The following is a 16,474-nucleotide window of genomic DNA, read 5'->3' on the forward strand; positions in this document are numbered from 1 at the left end:
CCCATGAACGGATCGGACGCAAGCTTCGCCGGCCCGGACAACGCCGAGGAACGAGTCCTGGCGGTGCTGCGCCGCACCACCCTGGACATCGTGCCGGAGGTCGAACCGGCCTCGTTCACGCCCGACCGGACCCTGTCCGACCTGGGCTGCAACAGCATCGACCGGGCCGAGATCGTCACCCTGACCATGGAGGAACTGGACATCGCGGTGCCCGTGCACGAGTTCCACCAGGGGATGGACATCGGCACCCTGGCCGCACTCATGCGGAAGCAGCTGTGAGCGGACCTGCCGCGGACGGGCGCGCCGTGGTGGTGACCGGGCTCGGTGTGCTCGGCGCCGTCGCGACCGGCCCCGAGGACCTGACCGCCGCCCTGCGTTCGGGACGGTGCGCCCTCAGCGCGCCGTCCCCACCCGCCGACGCGGACCGGCCGGGCGTGTCCTGGCCCGCGTTCACCGCCGACCTGGCGGCGGACGACGTACCCGACCGGGCCCTGGAGACGCTGCCCGGCCTGCCCGACGCCCTGCGCGGCGCGGCCCGGCGGACCGTGCTGCGGGCGCCGGTCCCGGTACGGACGGGCGTCGTCGCCGCGCTCCAGGCATGGCTGGAGGCCGGGCTCGACCGTACGGCACCGCCGCCCGAGCGCATCGGCGTCGCGGTGGCCGGCAACAACCTGACGGAGCGGGTCACCGAGGACGGCCGGGCCCGTGCCGAGCGCAACCCCGCCCATCTGCCCGCCCGTTACGCCCTGCAGCACCAGGACACCGACCACGTCGCCACGCTCAGCCGCGTCCTGGGCCTGCGGGGCGAGGGCTGCACGGTCGGCGGCGCCTCGGCGAGCGGCAACCTCGCCCTCGTCCACGGCGCCCGGATGCTCACCGCGGGGGCCGCCGACGTGTGCCTCGTCGTGGGTGCCATGACCCGGCTGTCGCGGTTGCAGACCCGCGGCTTCCTCACGCTCGGCGCGATGGCCCCGGCGGACGGCGCGCCCCCGCGCCCGCCGGCGCCGTTCGACACCGGCCACCGGGGCTTCCACCCCGGGCAGGCGGCGGCCTGCATGGTCCTGGAGACCGCCGCCTCCGCCCGGCTGCGCGGCGCGCCCGCCCTGGCCGGTATCGCGGGCGGCGCCGTCGTCCTGGACGGCAACCATCTGGCCGACCCGTCGGTGGACGGGGAGGCACGGGCCATGTCCGGGGCCCTCGCGCGAGCGGGCGTGGGCGCGGCGGACATCGGCTGGGTCAGCGCCCACGGCACCGGGTCGCCGCTGGGCGACCGCACCGAGGCCGACGCCCTGCGCAAGGTCTTCGGAGCGGACGACGAGGGCCCCTGGATCAACGCGACGAAGACCCTCTCCGGGCACTGCCTCAGCGCTGCCGGCGTGGTCGAGGCGGTGGCCGCCGTCCTGCAACTGCGGGCCGGGTTCGTCCACCCCGACCCCGGTCTTCGCGAACCCGTCGACGCCGGTCTGCGCTTCGTGCGCGACGAGCCGCGGCGCGCGTCCGGCGGATTCGTGCTCTCGAACGGGTTCGGCTTCGGCGGCATCAACACCGCGGTCGTGCTGGCCCATCCGGACGCCTGAGCCGAGCCGTCGATGGCGCCGATGCTCAGAAGTGAACAGAACCGGGGCACCGCCGGAACGTAGGGTCGCGACCCGTGCCGGGAGCGGGCCGACGGTGGCAGCGAGGGAAGGGTTTCCTATGACGGACACGACCGACAACGCCGGACCGCTGCGGGACGCCGATGCCGGACCGCCCGCCTTTCCGCAGGAGAAGGCACCGGGCTGCCCCTTCGACCCGCCGCCCGGATACCGCCGGTTCCAGGCCGAGGACCCGTTCGCCCCGGTCACCCTGCCCAGCGGACAGCGGGCGCGCGTGGTCACCCGGCACCGGGACGTACGGGCCGTGCTGGACGACCCCCGCTTCAGCGCCGACAGCGCCCACCCGGACTTCCCGCGGATGTTCCCCCGGCCCGTGCCCCAGGTCCTCAAGGGCACCTTCCCCCGGCTCGACGGCGCCGAGCACCTGCGCTACCGCCGGATGCTCGCCAGGGACTTCACCGGCCGCAGGGCGGAGGAACTGCGGTCCCGGATCGAGCAGATCGTGGACCACCGCCTGGACCTGATGGAGGAGCGGGGCGGCCCGCTCGACCTCATGGAGGAACTCGCCTACCCCGTGCCGTCCACCGTCGTGTGCGAACTGCTCGGGGTGCCGGCCGAGGACAGCCCGCTGTTCGAGTCCCGCACCCGGGTCCTCATCAACGGCCGCAGCACCCCCGAGGAGACGCTGCGGGCCAAGGACGACATCCTCCACCATCTCGAAGGGGTGGTGGCGGCCAAGGAGAAGCAGCCCGGCGACGACCTGATCAGCCGGCTGCTGGTCGAACAGGTCGCCCCCGGACTCCTGGACCGCGCCGAGGTCGCCGTCATCGCCTGGCTGCTGCTCGCCGCCGGCCACCACACCACCGCGACCATGATCGGCACCGGCACCATGCTGCTGCTGGAGAACCCGGAACAACTGGCCGCCCTGCGCGCCGACCCGGCGCTGCTGCCGGGCGCGGTGGACGAACTGCTGCGGCACCAGACGGCCATGCAGATCGGCATGAACCGGATCGCCACCGAGGACGTCACCCTCGGGGAGCGGACCGTGCGCGCGGGGGAGGGCGTCGTGTGCCAGCTGGCGACGGCCAACCGGGACGCCGATGTCTTCCCCGACCCCGACCGCTTCGACGTGACCCGCACCGCCCGCGGCCAGCTGGCCTTCGGCCACGGTCCCCACCAGTGCCCCGGACAGTCCCTGGCCCGCGTCGAGCTCCAGGTCACCCTGGGCCGGCTGTTCGACCGGCTGCCCGGACTGCGGCTCGCCGTCCCCGCGGCCGACGTGCCGTTCTGGCACCACCTGTTCGGCATCCACGGCGTCAAGGAACTGCCGGTCACCTGGTGAAACCCGGCGTCGCCCCGCGGTACGGGGGCGGCCCCGCCGCGGCCCCGCCCAAGCGACGGAGGAGGAGTCGTTGTCGGAGGTACAGCAGGAGCTGGTCCACCTGTTCGACGGGTTGCGCGCGGTCTCGCTGTCCACCCGGCGCAGCGAGAAGTGGCGGCGCTACCCGCCCGACATACTCCCGGCGTTCATCGCCGAGATGGACTTCCCCGTCGCCGAGCCGGTGCTCGAAGCCATTCGGGCGCACCTCACGGTGGGCGGGGACCTCGGCTACGCCTACGCCTACACCACCGAGGCGCCCGTGCAGCGGGCGTTCGCGGCCTGGGCGCGGGCGAGTTACGACTGGCCGGTGGAGCCGCGGAGGGTGGTGCTGTTCCCGGACACCATGCGGGTGATGGAGGTGGCGCTGGAGCAGTTCACCGAGCCGGGCGACGGCATCGTGGTCGACGTGCCCGCCTATCCGCCCTACTTCGAGGCCATCGCCGCGGCCGGCCGGCAGGTCGTGCCCCGGCCGATGCGGCTGCGCGGGGGCCGCTGGCGGCTCGATCTGGAGGGACTGGCCAGGGCCTTCCGGGCCGGGGCCGCCGCCTACTTCCTGTGCAACCCGCACAACCCCACCGGGCGGGTCCTGACCGGTGACGAACTGCGCGAAGTCCTCGCGCTGGCGGCGGAGTTCGGGGTCGCGGTGATCTCCGACGAGGTGCACGCGCCGCTCACGCACCCGGGGTACCGGCACGTGCCGCTCGGCTCGCTGCCCGAGGCGACGCGGGTGGCGACGGTGACGGCGGCCTCGGCGAGCAAGGGCTGGAACCTGTCAGGTCTGAAGTGCGCGATGGCGGTGGCCGGCCGGTCCCGGGACCACGACCGGCTCATGGAGATGCGGCCGAGGGAACGGGACGGCGTGGGCATCCTCGGGGTGAGCGCGAGCGAAGCCGCCTTCACCCTGGGCGAGCCCTGGCTGCGTGCCGTCCGCCACTACCTGCACGGCAGCCGGAGGATGCTCGTCGAACTGTTCGAGTCCTTCGGTCCGGACCTGGAGCTGGTCCCACCGGAGGCGAGCTACCTGGCGTGGCTCGACGGGCGGCGGCTGGCCGACCGGCTGGGCAGTGACGATCTGGCGGAGTTCTTCCTCGGGCGCGGCAAGGTGGCCGTCAGCGACGGCCGGGAGTACGGGAGTGAGGGCTTCATCCGGCTCAATTTCGGCACGTCCCAGCGCCTGCTGGAGGAAATGGTCCGCCGGATGGAGAAGGCGGTGCGGGAGGAGTCCCCGGAATCGGGCGGCGCCACCGGGGCGCCGCCGCCGAATGTTCCGGGATATCCCGCTCCGGTATGCAGGTCCTACAGACCGGCGGACAAGGAGGAGTTCTCCAGATAGTCCGTCAGCTCGGCTATGTGAATACACAGATGTGCTTCATCGGTGCGATGCACCACGCCGGCCACCGAGAACCTCTTGAGGAAGTAGCCGACGCGGGAGCGGGTTGTCCCGACCATTTCCGCCAGCTCTTCCTGCGTTATTCGATCGCGTATCTGAGCGGTCTGGTCCTTGCGTCTTCCCACCTTTTCCCCGAGTTTCACCAGCAATGCGGCCAGCCTGTGTTCACTGTCCATCGTGACCAGATTGGCGATCACCTGCTGCTGCTCCAGCAGACGGTTCGCCATGTGGCCGATCAGCGCCTCGCGCAGCGGCGGATCGCAGTCGTTCATGATCTGTGCGACGTGGACCTGCACCAACGTCGTGACCTGCATGGCCTGTGCGGTCTCGGTGTGCTTGGCGGCCAGTACGCTCGACTCCCCGAACACGTCGCCCGGACCGTGTATGGACAGCAGGCACTGCTTTCCGTCGCGGGTGTGCGTCAGTGTCTTCACCTGGCCGCTCTCGACCAGATAGATGTGCGCGTCCGGCTGACCGAGATTGTACACGTGTTCTTTCCGGCCGACACGAAATCTTGTCCCCCTGATGGTCCCTCTTCTAGCTGCTTCCTGAAGTGCGGTAGCCAGGCTTCGTTCTGTGTTACAGAAGGGTTCCATTCTGCTCCCGGTGACCGTATTTGATCGCCAAAGCCGCTGGTGAAGAACGTTGCGCAGATCGAATTCCTGCGCCGAATCTAAAGCATCGGTACAAGGTAACGGTAGTGCTACGGTCCAGGTTGGCTGCAAATGGCCGCAACATGCTGAGATGGATTGTTCTACGACACTCCGCCGGCCCGCCGCCGAAAAATAACTACGGGTTCTCGCGGGGCTGCCCGAGCCGTAGGGTGTTGTCGTGGCCGAGGGGATCGAGGCGGTTCTGGCGGAGAAGTACGCCTGCTTGTTGCCGCATCTGGACGAGCGGCAGCGGCGGCTGGCTCTGGGGGCGGACGCGAGGGCTCTGGGGCGCGGAGGCATCCGGCTGGTGGCCGGGGCTGCCGGGGTCTCGCGGGAGACGGTCTCGCGCGGCGTGGCGGAACTCGCCGGCGCCCCGGGACCGCCGGGCCGGGTGCGGCGTGCGGGCGGCGGGCGCAAGCGGCTGCGGGAGAAGCACCCCGGCCTGGTGCCGGCCCTGCTGGCACTGGTGGAACCGGTACCCCGCGGGGATCCGGAGCCGCCGCTGCTGTGGACGACGAAGTCGACCCGGAAGCTGGCCCAGGCGCTGACCGCCCAGGGGCTCAGGGTCGGTGCGGACACGGTGGCGGCGTTGCTGAAGGAGGAAGGTTTCTCCTTGCGGGGTGCCGGCCGCACGACCGAGGGGGCCCGCCACCCGGACCGGGACGCCCAGTTCCGCTACATCAACGGCCGGGTCCGGGAGTTCGCCGACGCCGGACAGCCGGTGATCAGTGTGGACGCCAGGAAGACGCCGGCGCCGGGTCACCGCGCGGGCGCCGGGACCGACCCGTACGGGAGCCACGAACCGCCCGCGGACGCAGGCCGGGTGCCGGCCGGGTGTGAGGGTGACACGGCCGCGTTCGCGGTGGCCACGCTGCGACGCTGGTGGGACGGCGAGGGCAGCCGCCGCCACCCGCATGCCGCGCGCCTGCTGATCACCGCGGACGCCGGAGGCTCGGACGGCTGCCGGGTGCGGGCGTGGCAGAAGGGACTAGCGGACTTCGCCCGCTCCACCGGCCTGACCGTGACGGCCTGCCACCTCCCGCCGGGAACCTCGAAATGGAACCGGAGCGAGCACCGGCTCCTGTCCCGCATCAGCACGCACTGGCGGGGGTGGCCGCTGACCAGTCACGAAGTCGTGGTCAGCGGGATCGGCGAGGTCGCCACCGGCACGGGCCCGGCCGTCCACGCCGCGTCCGGCCCCGCCCAGGACCCCGTCCGCGTCCACGTCCCGGACGAGGCCGTCGCCACCCTGCCGCTGACACCCCACGACTGGCACGGCACCTGGAACTACACCCTCGATCCGGGACGGCCGGCCAGGAGGTTCCCGAAGTCCTGAAGTTGTTTTTCGGCGGCTCCCCGAGGCCACGACGGTCGGACGCGACCCGTCCGACGGCGGCGGGGGCTCCGGCCCCCGACCAGCGCGGTGGGTGGTCCAGCAGGTCATCGGGGGCCTCCAGCCGCACCCACTCCGCGCTCGCGCCCCGGCCACCGGCCCCGCCCGCAGCCACTCCGGGGGAGCGGCCCTGCCGGGCGAGGGGCGGCGCATCCGCGAGCGGGCCGCGCGCCGGCCGACAGCGGGATGCTGTCGCCTCCCTGTGAACGGAGGGAGTCAAGAGCGAATTCCGGCCGAGAATCCGCCTTCCCTTCGCGTCCGAACCACCCGGTGTCTCCGGCCCGGTGGCGCCGTCACACCCGGCGACTGAATTTGATGGAGTCCGACCGTTTCTCCGTCATTCGGGAGCGGGTCTGTATCCGGCTTATCGGGCTGTCGTACGAGGCCTCATACCAGAGCGGGACGTTGCCCGGGGGACTTTGGCAACTGCCCACCGCACATGAGGGGCAGACGACTACTGTCAGTGTCCGTCGGGCGACGCAGGGCCGACGGACCAGTACACGGACCAGTACGAGGACACCGATGTCTCACCTCCGCGCCCCGGCCGCGCGAGCAGACCGCCGCGAGGGCGGGCGGCACGGCCGGCCGGCCCCACGTACCACCGCCACGCTCCCCGAGACCCACATACGGTCCCAACTCCTGAGGCTCGCCGTCCTGCCGCCGGTCGCGGTCGCCCTCAGCGGCTGCGCGGTCGTCCTGTTCACCGTCCGGTCCACCGGCGCCCGGCCCGCCCCCGTCCTGTGGGGCGTCCTGGCCGGTGCCGTCTCGGTGACCCTCGCGGCCGTCGCCATCGCCGCCGTCGCCGCCGACCGCGCCGCGCGGTCCGTGCACGACCGTGTCGGCGCGCTACGGCGCAGCACCGCGCGCCACGAGGGCGACCTGCGCGCCGTCGTCGAGGCGTTGCGCCGCGGCGAGGCACCGCCCCCGCGCACCCCGCGCGGCGGACCGCCGGACGACGCCGACGACCTCGAACTGCTCGCCGCCGACCTCTCCCGCGCCCACGACGGCGCCGTCACCGCCGTCGTCCGGGCCGCCCAGCTCTCCAGCCAGGCGGGCAGCGAACAGAAGCTGGAGGTCTTCGTCAACCTCGCCCGGCGCCTGCAGTCCCTGGTGCACCGGGAGATCTCCATCCTGGACGAGCTGGAGAACGAGATCGAGGACCCCGACCTCCTCAAGGGCCTCTTCCACGTCGACCACCTCGCCACCCGCATCCGCCGCCACGCCGAGAACCTGGCCGTGCTCGGCGGTGCCGTCTCCCGCCGCCAGTGGAGCAACCCGGTCGACATGACCGAGGTGCTGCGCTCGGCCATCGCCGAGGTCGAGCAGTACTCCCGGGTCCGGCTGGTCCCGCCGATCGACGGCACCCTGCGCGGCCACGCCGTCGCCGACGTCATCCACCTGCTGGCCGAACTCGTCGAGAACGCCACCCTGTTCTCCGCCCCGCAGACCCAGGTGCTGATGCGCGCCAACCTCGTCACCTCGGGCCTGGCCGTCGAGGTCGAGGACCGCGGACTGGGCATGCCCGTCGGCGAGCAGAGCCGGATGAACGCCCTGCTCGCCGACCCCGACCAGGTCAACGTCGCCCGCCTGCTGGCGGACGGGCGCATCGGGCTGTTCGTCGTCTCCCAGCTCGCCAAGCGGCACGGGATCACCGTGCGGCTGCAGACCAACATCTACGGCGGTGTCCAGGCCGTACTGGTGGTGCCCCAGGCCCTGTTGGGCACCGAGCCGGGGGCGCTGCCCGGGGGCGGGGCGGGGCAGACGCAGGCCACCGGTGCCGAACGGGTGCCCGTGGCGCCGCCGCCCGGGCAGCAGTTGCGGGCCGTGTCTCCTGTGACGCCGCAGGCTCCGGTCCTCTCCAGCACGCTCCACGTGCCGACCCCGGACGGACGTACCCCCCAGGCACCGACCCTCGACGCACCCGCTCCGGCCGCGCCGACGCCGGTGCCCGCCCGACCGGCTCCCGCCGTTCCCCCGCCCGCGCCCGTTCCCGCCCCCGCTTCCGAGGTGCCGGGTCCGGCCCAGGTGCGCAGGGCCGACGGCGAACCCGTGCCGCTGCCCGTGCGCGGCACGCACCGGAACCGCCCCACCCCGGCCGCCGCCGTGCCCGGTGTGCGGTCCGAGGACCGGGGCGTCCTCGCCGAGCACGCGGCCACCCCGCCCGTCCCGCGGCACAGCGCGGTGCGCGGCACCATGGGGAAGCCCCGGCTGCCGCGCCGCCGCGCCCAGGAGCACATCGCGCCCCAGTTGCGCGGTGGCCCCGCGCCCCGCCAGGAACCCGAGCAGTACACCGGGCACGACCCGGGTCTGATGGCCGCCTTCCAGCGCGGCGTCGGCCTCGCGGAGGCCCAGCAGCACACCGAACCGGCGCCTTCGGCACCGACCCACCGCGACCCGGGCGTGACAGCCGAATGACCCTCCGCACGACCACCCCCACGACCGCCCTCACCCCCACCCCCACTCCCACGACCAGCGCTCCCGCAGACCTTCGTACCCCAAGGAGTCGATCCACCATGGCGAGCGATGCGCCGACCGGCCACGTGTCCGACCTCGACTGGCTGATGAGCGGCCTCGTCCAGCGCGTACCGCACACCAGCAGCGCGGTGCTCCTGTCCGCCGACGGACTCGTGAAGTCCGTCCACGGACTCGACGCCGACAGCGCCGACCACATGGCGGCCCTGGCCTCCGGTCTGTACTCCCTCGGCCGCAGCGCCGGCGTCCGCTTCGGCGACGGCGGGGACGTGCGGCAGGTCGTCGTCGAACTCGACTCGACCCTGCTCTTCGTCACCACCGCGGGCTCCGGCACCTGCCTCGCCGTGCTGGCCGGCCGCGAGGCCGACGCGGCCGTCCTCGGCTACGAGATGGCGATGCTGGTCAAGAGCGTCCGCCCCTACCTGGTCACCGCGCCCCGGCAGCACGCCGTCGAACCCCCGGCGATGAGGCCTTGACGGTGGCCGCGGCCGGCGACGGGCCCTGGCTCGACGACGCGGCCGGACGGCTGGTGCGCCCCTTCACCGTCAGCAACGGCCGTACCCGGCCCACCGTCTCGCTCGACCTGATGTCCCAGGTCATGGCCACCGGGGCGACCCCCCTCGGCTACCTCGGACCCGAGCACGCGCAGGCGCTCGACCTGTGCCGGGCGCCCCTCCCGGTCGCCGAGCTCGCCGCACATCTGCGGCTTCCGGTGGCGGTCACCAAGGTGCTGCTCTCGGACCTCGTCGACTGCGGCGCGCTGACCACCAAACCCCCCGCCGCGTTCCACCACCACCCCACGGACCGGGCCCTTCTGGAGGCAGTGCTCGATGGACTACGACGACAGCTCTGACTACGCACACGGCGAAGGCGCCGACCCGTTCCCCACCGCCCTGAAGATCCTCGTGGCGGGCGGATTCGGCGTCGGCAAGACGACCTTCGTCGGCGCGGTCAGCGAGATCGCACCGCTGAGCACGGAGGAACTGCTCACCACGGTCAGCGCCGCGACCGACAACCTCGACGGAATCGAGAACAAGCTCGAAACGACCGTGGCCATGGACTTCGGCCGCCTCACCCTCGATGCCGAACACGTCCTGTACCTGTTCGGAACGCCCGGCCAGGAACGCTTCTGGTTCATGTGGGACGAGCTGTGCGAAGGCGCGCTCGGCGCGGTGATCCTCGCCGACACCCGCCGCCTGGAGGAGTCCTTCGCCGCCGTCGACTTCTTCGAGGAGCGCGGACTCGGCTTCGTCGTCGCGATCAACGAGTTCGACGGTTCCTACCGCTACGACCCCGAGGAGGTGCGCGCGGCCATGGACCTGCACCCCGAGATCCCGATCGTGCGCTGCGACGCCCGGATCTCCAGCTCCGGCGTCCAGACGCTGCTCACCCTCGTACGCCACCTCATCGCCCACACCCCGGCCCCGGCGTCCGGGTCCGGCGCCGGAGTCCGCCCATGAGCTACGACCCGCCGCGCCCGGCCGGACGTCTGCTGCTCACCCCCGAGGACCGGGAGGCCCCCGCCCGGGTACGACGGCTGCGCCGGCTCGGCCTGGCGGAACGCCCCGACCCGGCCCTGGACGCCTTCGCCGCCCACCTCGCGGGCCTCGCCGAGGCGCCATACGCGATGGTCAACTTCCTGGTGGAGGGCGGGCAGTTCTTCGCCGGTCTGCGGGTGCCGGAGGTGCCGCCGGTGACGCGGGGCGACGGGACCAGCCCCGAGTTCGGCCGGCTCCAGCCCAGGGACCACGGCTTCTGTCCCCACGTGGTGGTCCGGCGCAAGGCGCTGGTCCTGGAGGACGTGCGCGACTACCCGCGTTTCGCGGGCAACCCCGTCGTCGACGCGTTCGGCATCCGCTCCTACCTCGGTGCCCCGCTCATCGACAGCACGGGGACGGTCCTCGGCACCGTGTCCGCGGCCGACGTGCGGCCCCGGACCTGGGGGACCGCGGGCCTGGCCACGATCAAGTCGACGGCGGCCGACCTCGTACGGCGCATCGAGCGCAGCGCGGAGGACGGGCTGCCCCTGTGAGCTGCGGGCGGGCCCGCGCGGCAGCCTGTGCGGCGGCCGGCGCGGAGGGCGTGAAGGAAAGCTGCGGCCGGGCTTAAGAAAGGCTCGATGGACCCGGGACGGTGTCGTACGGCAGATTGCTGTGCGATTCCCCTCCCCATCCCGGACGCGGGCCGCTCCGGCGTGCCACCGCCGGGACCTCACCCCCGTCAGGAGCCGTTCCGTTGAAGGCGCTGGTCAAGGAGAAGGCGGAGCCCGGGCTGTGGCTCGCGGACGTGCCCGAGCCCGCCGTGGGACCCGGTGACGTCCTCATCAAGGTGCTGCGCACCGGCATCTGCGGCACCGACCTGCACATCCGGGCCTGGGACGGCTGGGCGCGGCAGGCCATCCGCACCCCGCTCGTCGTCGGCCACGAGTTCGTCGGCGAGGTCGTCGGCACCGGGCGCGACGTCACCGACATCAAGACCGGCGACCGCGTCAGCGGCGAGGGCCACCTGGTCTGCGGCAAGTGCCGCAACTGCCTGGCCGGACGGCGCCACCTGTGCCGCGCCACCATCGGGCTCGGCGTCGGCCGGGACGGGGCGTTCGCCGAGTACGTCGCCCTGCCCGCTTCCAACGTCTGGGTGCACCGCGTCCCCGTCGACCTCGACGTCGCCGCGATCTTCGACCCGTTCGGCAACGCCGTGCACACCGCGCTGTCCTTCCCGCTGGTCGGCGAGGACGTCCTCATCACCGGCGCCGGACCGATCGGCCTGATGGCCGCCGCCGTGGCCCGGCACGCGGGCGCCCGCAACGTCGTGATCACCGACGTGAGCGAGGAGCGGCTGGACCTCGCCCGCAAGGTCGGCGTCAGCCTCGCCCTGAACGTCTCGGACGCCACCATCGCCGACGGACAGCGCGAGCTGGGCCTGCGCGAGGGCTTCGACATCGGCCTGGAGATGTCCGGCCGCCCCGAGGCCATGCAAGACATGATCGCCAACATGACGCACGGCGGCCGGATCGCCATGCTCGGCCTGCCCGCCGAGGAGTTCCCGGTCGACTGGGCCCGCATCGTCACGTCCATGATCACCGTCAAGGGCATCTACGGCCGCGAGATGTTCGAGACCTGGTACGCCATGTCCGTGCTGCTGGAAGGCGGCCTCGACCTCGCCCCGGTGATCACCGGCCGGTACTCCCACCGCGACTTCGAGGCCGCGTTCGCCGACGCGGCGAGCGGCAGGGGCGGCAAGGTCATCCTCGACTGGACCGCGTAAGTCATCTGCTTTCCTAGGAGCTTCTGAGATGTTCGACTCCGTGCGCGACGACCTGCGCGCCACCCTCGACGAGATCCGCGCCGCCGGCCTGCACAAGCCCGAACGCGTCATCGGCACCCCGCAGTCCGCGACCGTCAGCGTCACCGCGGGCGGCCGCCCCGGCGAGGTCCTCAACTTCTGCGCCAACAACTACCTCGGCCTCGCCGACCACCCCGAGGTCGTCGCCGCCGCCCACGAGGCACTGGACCGCTGGGGCTACGGGATGGCCTCCGTGCGCTTCATCTGCGGCACCCAGGAGGTGCACAAGGAACTGGAGGCCAGGCTCTCGGCGTTCCTCGGCCAGGAGGACACGATCCTCTACTCCTCCTGCTTCGACGCCAACGGCGGCGTCTTCGAGACCCTCCTCGGCCCCGAGGACGCGGTGATCTCCGACGCCCTCAACCACGCCTCGATCATCGACGGCATCCGGCTCAGCAAGGCCAAGCGCCTGCGCTACGCCAACCGCGACATGGCCGACCTGGAGACGCAGCTCAAGGCCGCGGGCGAGGCCCGCCGCAAGCTGATCGTCACCGACGGCGTCTTCTCCATGGACGGCTACGTGGCCCCGCTCGCCGAGATCTGCGACCTGGCCGACCGCTACGACGCCATGGTCATGGTCGACGACTCGCACGCCGTCGGCTTCGTCGGCCCCGGCGGCCGCGGCACCCCCGAACTGCACGGCGTCATGGACCGGGTCGACCTCATCACCGGCACCCTCGGCAAGGCGCTGGGCGGTGCCTCCGGCGGCTACGTCGCCGCCCGCGCGGAGATCGTCGCCCTGCTGCGCCAGCGCTCGCGTCCGTACCTGTTCTCCAACACCCTCGCCCCGGTGATCGCCGCCGCCTCCCTCAAGGTGCTCGACCTGCTGGAGTCGGCCGACGACCTGCGCGTACGGCTCGCCGAGAACACCGCCCTGTTCCGCCGCCGGATGACCGAGGAGGGCTTCGACATCCTCCCCGGCGACCACCCCATCGCGCCCGTCATGATCGGCGACGCGACGAAGGCGGGCCGCATGGCGGAGCTGCTCCTGGAGCGCGGCGTGTACGTGATCGGCTTCTCCTACCCGGTGGTCCCGCAGGACAAGGCCCGCATCCGCGTCCAGCTGTCCGCCGCCCACTCCACGGACGACGTGCACCGCGCGGTGGACGCCTTCGTCTCCGCGCGGGAGCGGCTCGCCGCCTGAAACCCCCGGTGACCTGAGAGAATCGATCCCATGATCGAGGCGCGGCGGCTGCACATCCTGCGAGCGGTGGCGGACCACCGCACCGTGACGGCGGCCGCCGCCGCGCTGTACCTCACCCCGTCCGCGGTTTCCCAGCAGCTCGCCGCCCTGGAGCAGGAGACCGGGCACCGCCTGGTCGAGCGCGGCGCCAGGGGCGTACGGCTGACCCCGGCCGGGGAGATCCTGCTCAGCCACACCAACGCCGTCCTCGCCCAGCTGGAGCGGGCGGAGGCCGAGCTGGCCGCGTACGGCTCGGGCGAGGCCGGCACGGTCACGGTCGCCTCCTTCGCGACCGGTATCGCGCTCGTCGTCGCGCCCGCCCTGGCCCGCCTCGCCGCCTCGGCGCCCGGCATCCGCATCCGCGTCCAGGACGCCGAGGGCGACGCCAGTCTGCCGATGGTCCTGGACCGGCAGGTCGACGTGGCCGTCGCCGTCGAGTACCGCGGCGCGCCTTCCGCCGACGACCCCCGCCTGACCCACGTCCCGCTGTACGCCGAGCCCTTCGACGCGGTCGTCCCGGTCGCCCACCGCCTCGCCGACGCCGAGGAGGTGCCGCTCGCCGAGCTGGCCAAGGACACCTGGATCGGCCCCTACCCGGGCAACCCGTGCCACGACGTGGTCGTGCTGGCCTGCGAGAGCGCCGGGTTCCAGCCCCGCCTCGAACACTCCTCGGACGACTTCCGTGCCGTGGTGTCGCTGGCCGCGGCCGACGCCGGGGTGGCGCTCGTCCCGCGCTCGGCGCTGCACGGCACCGACCTCACCGGCGTGGTCGTCCGCCCGGTCGACGGGGTGGCGCCGACCCGCCGGGTCTTCGCGGCCGTACGCCGGGGAGCGGAGGAGCACCCGCTGATCCGCCCGGTCCTCGACGCGCTCGGCGAGGCGGCCCGGGCGTGAGGCTTCCGTAGTACGGCGTCTCCTGTACCGGTGGGCCGGGCGGACCCGGGCCGGCGCGATCCCCGAGTACGCGGCGGACCCGCGGCCGGTGACGCTCCTCTTCTTGCAGGTCGGCGTGCGGCTGGGCGCACCCGTCGTCGCCGGGTGATTGTCGGTGGCGGCGGCTACCGTGCCTGTCATGCCGGACGCAGAAGACGTACGCCGTATCGCCCTGTCCCTGCCGGACACGACGGAGAAGATCGCCTGGAGCATGCCCACCTTCCGGGTCGCGGGAAAGATGTTCGCGACGCTGCCCGAGGAGGAGACCTCCCTCGCGGTGCGCTGCCCGAAGGAGGAACGCGACGAACTGGTGCTGGCCGAACCGCGGAAGTTCTGGATCGCCGCGCACGAGGCGCAGTTCGCCTGGGTGCGGGCCCGGCTCGCCGCCCTGGAGGGCGAGGACGAGCTGCGCGACATCCTCGCCGACTCCTGGCGCCAGGCGGCCCCGACCCGGCTGCTGGAGGCCCATCCCCGGCTGGGGCTGCCCGCCGGGGGCTGAAAACCCCTCGGGCGTTGTCAGTGCCCCGTGGCATGATCCGAAGACGTGCGTGACAGCCGGGACCGGAGGGGGGTTCCGGCTGTCGGACGCACGGTGCCACGGGAGGGCAAGGGGAGGGGAGAGGACGGGATGGCCGGTACGTCGTCGCGGCCGACGGCGGCGCGAGCCGTCTGGTCGCGGGACTTCGCGCTGTTCTTCGCCGCCCGGGCGGTGGCCCGGCTCGGCGACACCATGCTGCCCGTCGCGCTCGCCGCCGGACTGCTCCAGCACGGGTACGGGGCGGGCGCGGTCGGCCTCGCCATGGCCGCGACGGCCGCCGCCTTCGCCGGTCTGGTCGTCTTCGGCGGAGTCCTCGCCGACCGCTTCAGCACCCGCAAGCTGATGATCGGCGCCGACCTGGTCCGGCTCGGCACCCAGGCCGCGGCCGCCGCGCTCTTCTTCTCCGGGCACGTCGTGCTCTGGCAGATCTGCGCCATCGGGTTCGCCAACGGCGTCGCGGGCGCCGTCTTCCAGCCCGGCGTCGCCAGCACCGTGCCCCGGCTCGCCTCCGACGTCCAGGGTGCCAACGGCGCGATACGCGTCGCCGAGTCCGCCGCCCAGCTCGCCGGACCCGCCGTGGCGGGACTCCTGGTCGGCTTCGCCTCGCCCGGCGGGGTCTTCGCCGCCCACGCCACCACCTACGCGATCAGCGCCCTGTGCCTGCTGCTGCTCCGGCTGCCGCCGCCCGCGCCCGGGAGCCGAGCGGTCTCCGGCCGCGGGAGCAAGGCCTTCCGCGCCGACCTGGTCCAGGGATGGCGGGAGTTCCGTGCGCGGCGGTGGCTGTGGAGCGTCATAGCCGTCTGGTGCGTCTACATGATCGCGGTCTGGGGTCCGACCGTCCCGCTCGTCGCCACCGAGGTGGTGCAGCAGCACGGCCCGCGCGCCTACGGGCTGGTCAACTCCGCCCTGGGCGCGGGGACCGTCGTGGGCGGCCTGCTCGCCCTGCGGCTGCGGCCGCTGCGCATGCTCCGGGCCGGTGCGATCGCCCTGGTCGGCTTCGCCGCCTTCCCGGCGAGCGTCGGTGCCGGGCTCGGCGTACCCGCCATGGCGGCCGGAGCCGCCGTCGCCGGGGCCGGCCTGTCCTTCTGGGGCGTGATGTGGGCGACCAGCGTGCAGACCCAGGTCCCGCCGGACGTCCTCAACCGCATCCACGCCTACGACGTGGCGGGCTCGCTCGCGATGATGCCCGTCGGCCAGGCCCTGGCCGGTCCGGCCGCCTCCGTCCTCGGCGCCGACCACGTGCTGCTCGTCGCCGGTGCGACGAGCTTCGCCGTGTGTGCGGCCCTGCTCCTGATCCCGGCGGTGCGCGGGCTGGTGCGCGTGGAAGCGGCCGCGGCGGGATCGAGCGGCACCCCGGCCCCGGCCCAGCCCCCGACCGAGGCCGAGCCGCCCCGCCCGCAGACGTGCTGACGCACCCCGGGCGCGCGCCGGAAAAGCGGTGCGCGACCATCGGCCCGAGTGCGGTATGGTTTTCCTGCGCGTTCGACCGGGGGAAACCCCAGGTCAGACGGGCAACGGGACGTGGCGCAGCTTGGTAGCGCACTTGACTGGGGGTCAAGGGGTCGCAGGTTCAAATCCTGTCGTCCCGACTGGA

General features: G+C 73.1%; 15 protein-coding genes, 1 tRNA gene and 1 pseudogene. 16 read left to right on the forward strand and 1 reads right to left on the reverse strand.

The window, feature by feature from the left end:
- The first annotated feature begins 3 nt into the window (after nt 1-3).
- The 4 genes from BZZ08_RS18530 (at nt 4) to BZZ08_RS18545 (ending at nt 4,309) form a co-directional block, all read left to right on the forward strand.
- Nucleotides 4-279 (forward strand): phosphopantetheine-binding protein, encoded by a 276-nt coding sequence (locus BZZ08_RS18530; protein ID WP_104633367.1) that lies wholly within the window; start codon nt 4-6, stop codon nt 277-279.
- Complete coding sequence (locus BZZ08_RS18535; protein ID WP_104633368.1) at nt 276-1,577, forward strand: beta-ketoacyl synthase N-terminal-like domain-containing protein; 1,302 nt, start codon at nt 276-278, stop codon at nt 1,575-1,577. Before BZZ08_RS18530 ends, BZZ08_RS18535 begins: the two co-directional genes overlap by 4 nt.
- A gap of 118 nt (nt 1,578-1,695) precedes the next feature.
- Nucleotides 1,696-2,937, forward strand: a complete 1,242-nt coding sequence (locus BZZ08_RS18540; RefSeq protein ID WP_104633369.1) for a cytochrome P450 — start codon at nt 1,696-1,698, stop codon at nt 2,935-2,937.
- A gap of 70 nt (nt 2,938-3,007) precedes the next feature.
- A complete protein-coding gene (locus BZZ08_RS18545; RefSeq protein WP_104633370.1) occupies nt 3,008-4,309 on the forward strand; it encodes a MalY/PatB family protein in 1,302 nt (433 codons plus the stop codon).
- Here the strand turns inward: BZZ08_RS18545 and BZZ08_RS39025 are convergent.
- Entirely contained in the window at nt 4,273-4,962 is a 690-nt protein-coding gene (locus tag BZZ08_RS39025) for a Crp/Fnr family transcriptional regulator (RefSeq protein ID WP_104633371.1), read from the reverse strand. The two genes, BZZ08_RS18545 and BZZ08_RS39025, sit on opposite strands and share 37 nt — an antisense overlap.
- 235 nt (nt 4,963-5,197) lie before the next feature.
- On the opposite strand from BZZ08_RS39025, the pseudogene BZZ08_RS18555 reads away from it, so the two are divergent.
- The 12 genes and pseudogenes from BZZ08_RS18555 to BZZ08_RS18615 form a co-directional block, all read left to right on the forward strand.
- Nucleotides 5,198-6,331 (forward strand): annotated as a pseudogene (locus BZZ08_RS18555) (ISAzo13-like element transposase-related protein); the annotation flags it as partial.
- A gap of 603 nt (nt 6,332-6,934) precedes the next feature.
- Nucleotides 6,935-8,827 carry a sensor histidine kinase gene (locus tag BZZ08_RS18560; protein ID WP_104633372.1) on the forward strand — a complete coding sequence of 631 codons (1,893 nt, stop codon included), beginning with the start codon at nt 6,935-6,937 and terminating at the stop codon, nt 8,825-8,827.
- A 98-nt stretch (nt 8,828-8,925) separates the two neighbouring features.
- Nucleotides 8,926-9,360: a roadblock/LC7 domain-containing protein gene (locus BZZ08_RS18565; protein WP_104633373.1), complete on the forward strand. Its 435-nt coding sequence runs from the start codon at nt 8,926-8,928 to the stop codon at nt 9,358-9,360.
- A 2-nt stretch (nt 9,361-9,362) separates the two neighbouring features.
- On the forward strand, nt 9,363-9,737 hold the full coding sequence (locus BZZ08_RS18570; protein WP_104633374.1) for a DUF742 domain-containing protein: 375 nt from the start codon (nt 9,363-9,365) through the stop codon (nt 9,735-9,737).
- Nucleotides 9,715-10,344 carry a GTP-binding protein gene (locus tag BZZ08_RS18575; protein ID WP_198601561.1) on the forward strand — a complete coding sequence of 210 codons (630 nt, stop codon included), beginning with the start codon at nt 9,715-9,717 and terminating at the stop codon, nt 10,342-10,344. The genes BZZ08_RS18570 and BZZ08_RS18575 overlap by 23 nt, the downstream gene beginning before the upstream one ends.
- On the forward strand, nt 10,341-10,916 hold the full coding sequence (locus BZZ08_RS18580; protein ID WP_104633375.1) for a GAF domain-containing protein: 576 nt from the start codon (nt 10,341-10,343) through the stop codon (nt 10,914-10,916). Before BZZ08_RS18575 ends, BZZ08_RS18580 begins: the two co-directional genes overlap by 4 nt.
- Before the next feature lie 203 nt (nt 10,917-11,119).
- Nucleotides 11,120-12,148 (forward strand): L-threonine 3-dehydrogenase, encoded by a 1,029-nt coding sequence (gene tdh, locus BZZ08_RS18585; RefSeq protein WP_104633376.1) that lies wholly within the window; start codon nt 11,120-11,122, stop codon nt 12,146-12,148.
- A 28-nt stretch (nt 12,149-12,176) separates the two neighbouring features.
- A complete protein-coding gene (locus BZZ08_RS18590) occupies nt 12,177-13,370 on the forward strand; it encodes a glycine C-acetyltransferase (protein ID WP_104633377.1) in 1,194 nt (397 codons plus the stop codon).
- Between the two features lie 30 nt (nt 13,371-13,400).
- Nucleotides 13,401-14,303: a LysR family transcriptional regulator gene (locus tag BZZ08_RS18595; protein WP_104633378.1), complete on the forward strand. Its 903-nt coding sequence runs from the start codon at nt 13,401-13,403 to the stop codon at nt 14,301-14,303.
- A 178-nt stretch (nt 14,304-14,481) separates the two neighbouring features.
- Nucleotides 14,482-14,841: an MmcQ/YjbR family DNA-binding protein gene (locus tag BZZ08_RS18605; protein ID WP_198601562.1), complete on the forward strand. Its 360-nt coding sequence runs from the start codon at nt 14,482-14,484 to the stop codon at nt 14,839-14,841.
- A 129-nt stretch (nt 14,842-14,970) separates the two neighbouring features.
- Nucleotides 14,971-16,290 carry an MFS transporter gene (locus BZZ08_RS18610; protein ID WP_104633380.1) on the forward strand — a complete coding sequence of 440 codons (1,320 nt, stop codon included), beginning with the start codon at nt 14,971-14,973 and terminating at the stop codon, nt 16,288-16,290.
- A 105-nt stretch (nt 16,291-16,395) separates the two neighbouring features.
- A tRNA-Pro gene (locus BZZ08_RS18615) sits at nt 16,396-16,469 on the forward strand.
- Nucleotides 16,470-16,474 lie beyond the last annotated feature (5 nt).

It is taken from the genome of Streptomyces sp. MH60 (assembly GCF_002939385.1).
In the GTDB taxonomy this organism is placed as follows: domain Bacteria; phylum Actinomycetota; class Actinomycetes; order Streptomycetales; family Streptomycetaceae; genus Streptomyces.

What these genes read in the sequence shown, in the direction of transcription:
- BZZ08_RS18540 (WP_104633369.1), top strand. Translation starts at nt 1,696, where the DNA reads ATGACGGACACGACCGACAACGCCGGACCGCTGCGGGACGCCGATGCC.
- BZZ08_RS18580 (WP_104633375.1), top strand. Translation starts at nt 10,341, where the DNA reads ATGAGCTACGACCCGCCGCGCCCGGCCGGACGTCTGCTGCTCACCCCC.
- BZZ08_RS18575 (WP_198601561.1), top strand. Translation starts at nt 9,715, where the DNA reads ATGGACTACGACGACAGCTCTGACTACGCACACGGCGAAGGCGCCGAC.
- BZZ08_RS18610 (WP_104633380.1), top strand. Translation starts at nt 14,971, where the DNA reads ATGGCCGGTACGTCGTCGCGGCCGACGGCGGCGCGAGCCGTCTGGTCG.
- BZZ08_RS39025 (WP_104633371.1), bottom strand. Translation starts at nt 4,962, where the DNA reads ATGGAACCCTTCTGTAACACAGAACGAAGCCTGGCTACCGCACTTCAG.
- BZZ08_RS18590 (WP_104633377.1), top strand. Translation starts at nt 12,177, where the DNA reads ATGTTCGACTCCGTGCGCGACGACCTGCGCGCCACCCTCGACGAGATC.
- BZZ08_RS18595 (WP_104633378.1), top strand. Translation starts at nt 13,401, where the DNA reads ATGATCGAGGCGCGGCGGCTGCACATCCTGCGAGCGGTGGCGGACCAC.
- BZZ08_RS18565 (WP_104633373.1), top strand. Translation starts at nt 8,926, where the DNA reads ATGGCGAGCGATGCGCCGACCGGCCACGTGTCCGACCTCGACTGGCTG.
- BZZ08_RS18530 (WP_104633367.1), top strand. Translation starts at nt 4, where the DNA reads ATGAACGGATCGGACGCAAGCTTCGCCGGCCCGGACAACGCCGAGGAA.
- BZZ08_RS18605 (WP_198601562.1), top strand. Translation starts at nt 14,482, where the DNA reads ATGCCGGACGCAGAAGACGTACGCCGTATCGCCCTGTCCCTGCCGGAC.
- BZZ08_RS18560 (WP_104633372.1), top strand. Translation starts at nt 6,935, where the DNA reads ATGTCTCACCTCCGCGCCCCGGCCGCGCGAGCAGACCGCCGCGAGGGC.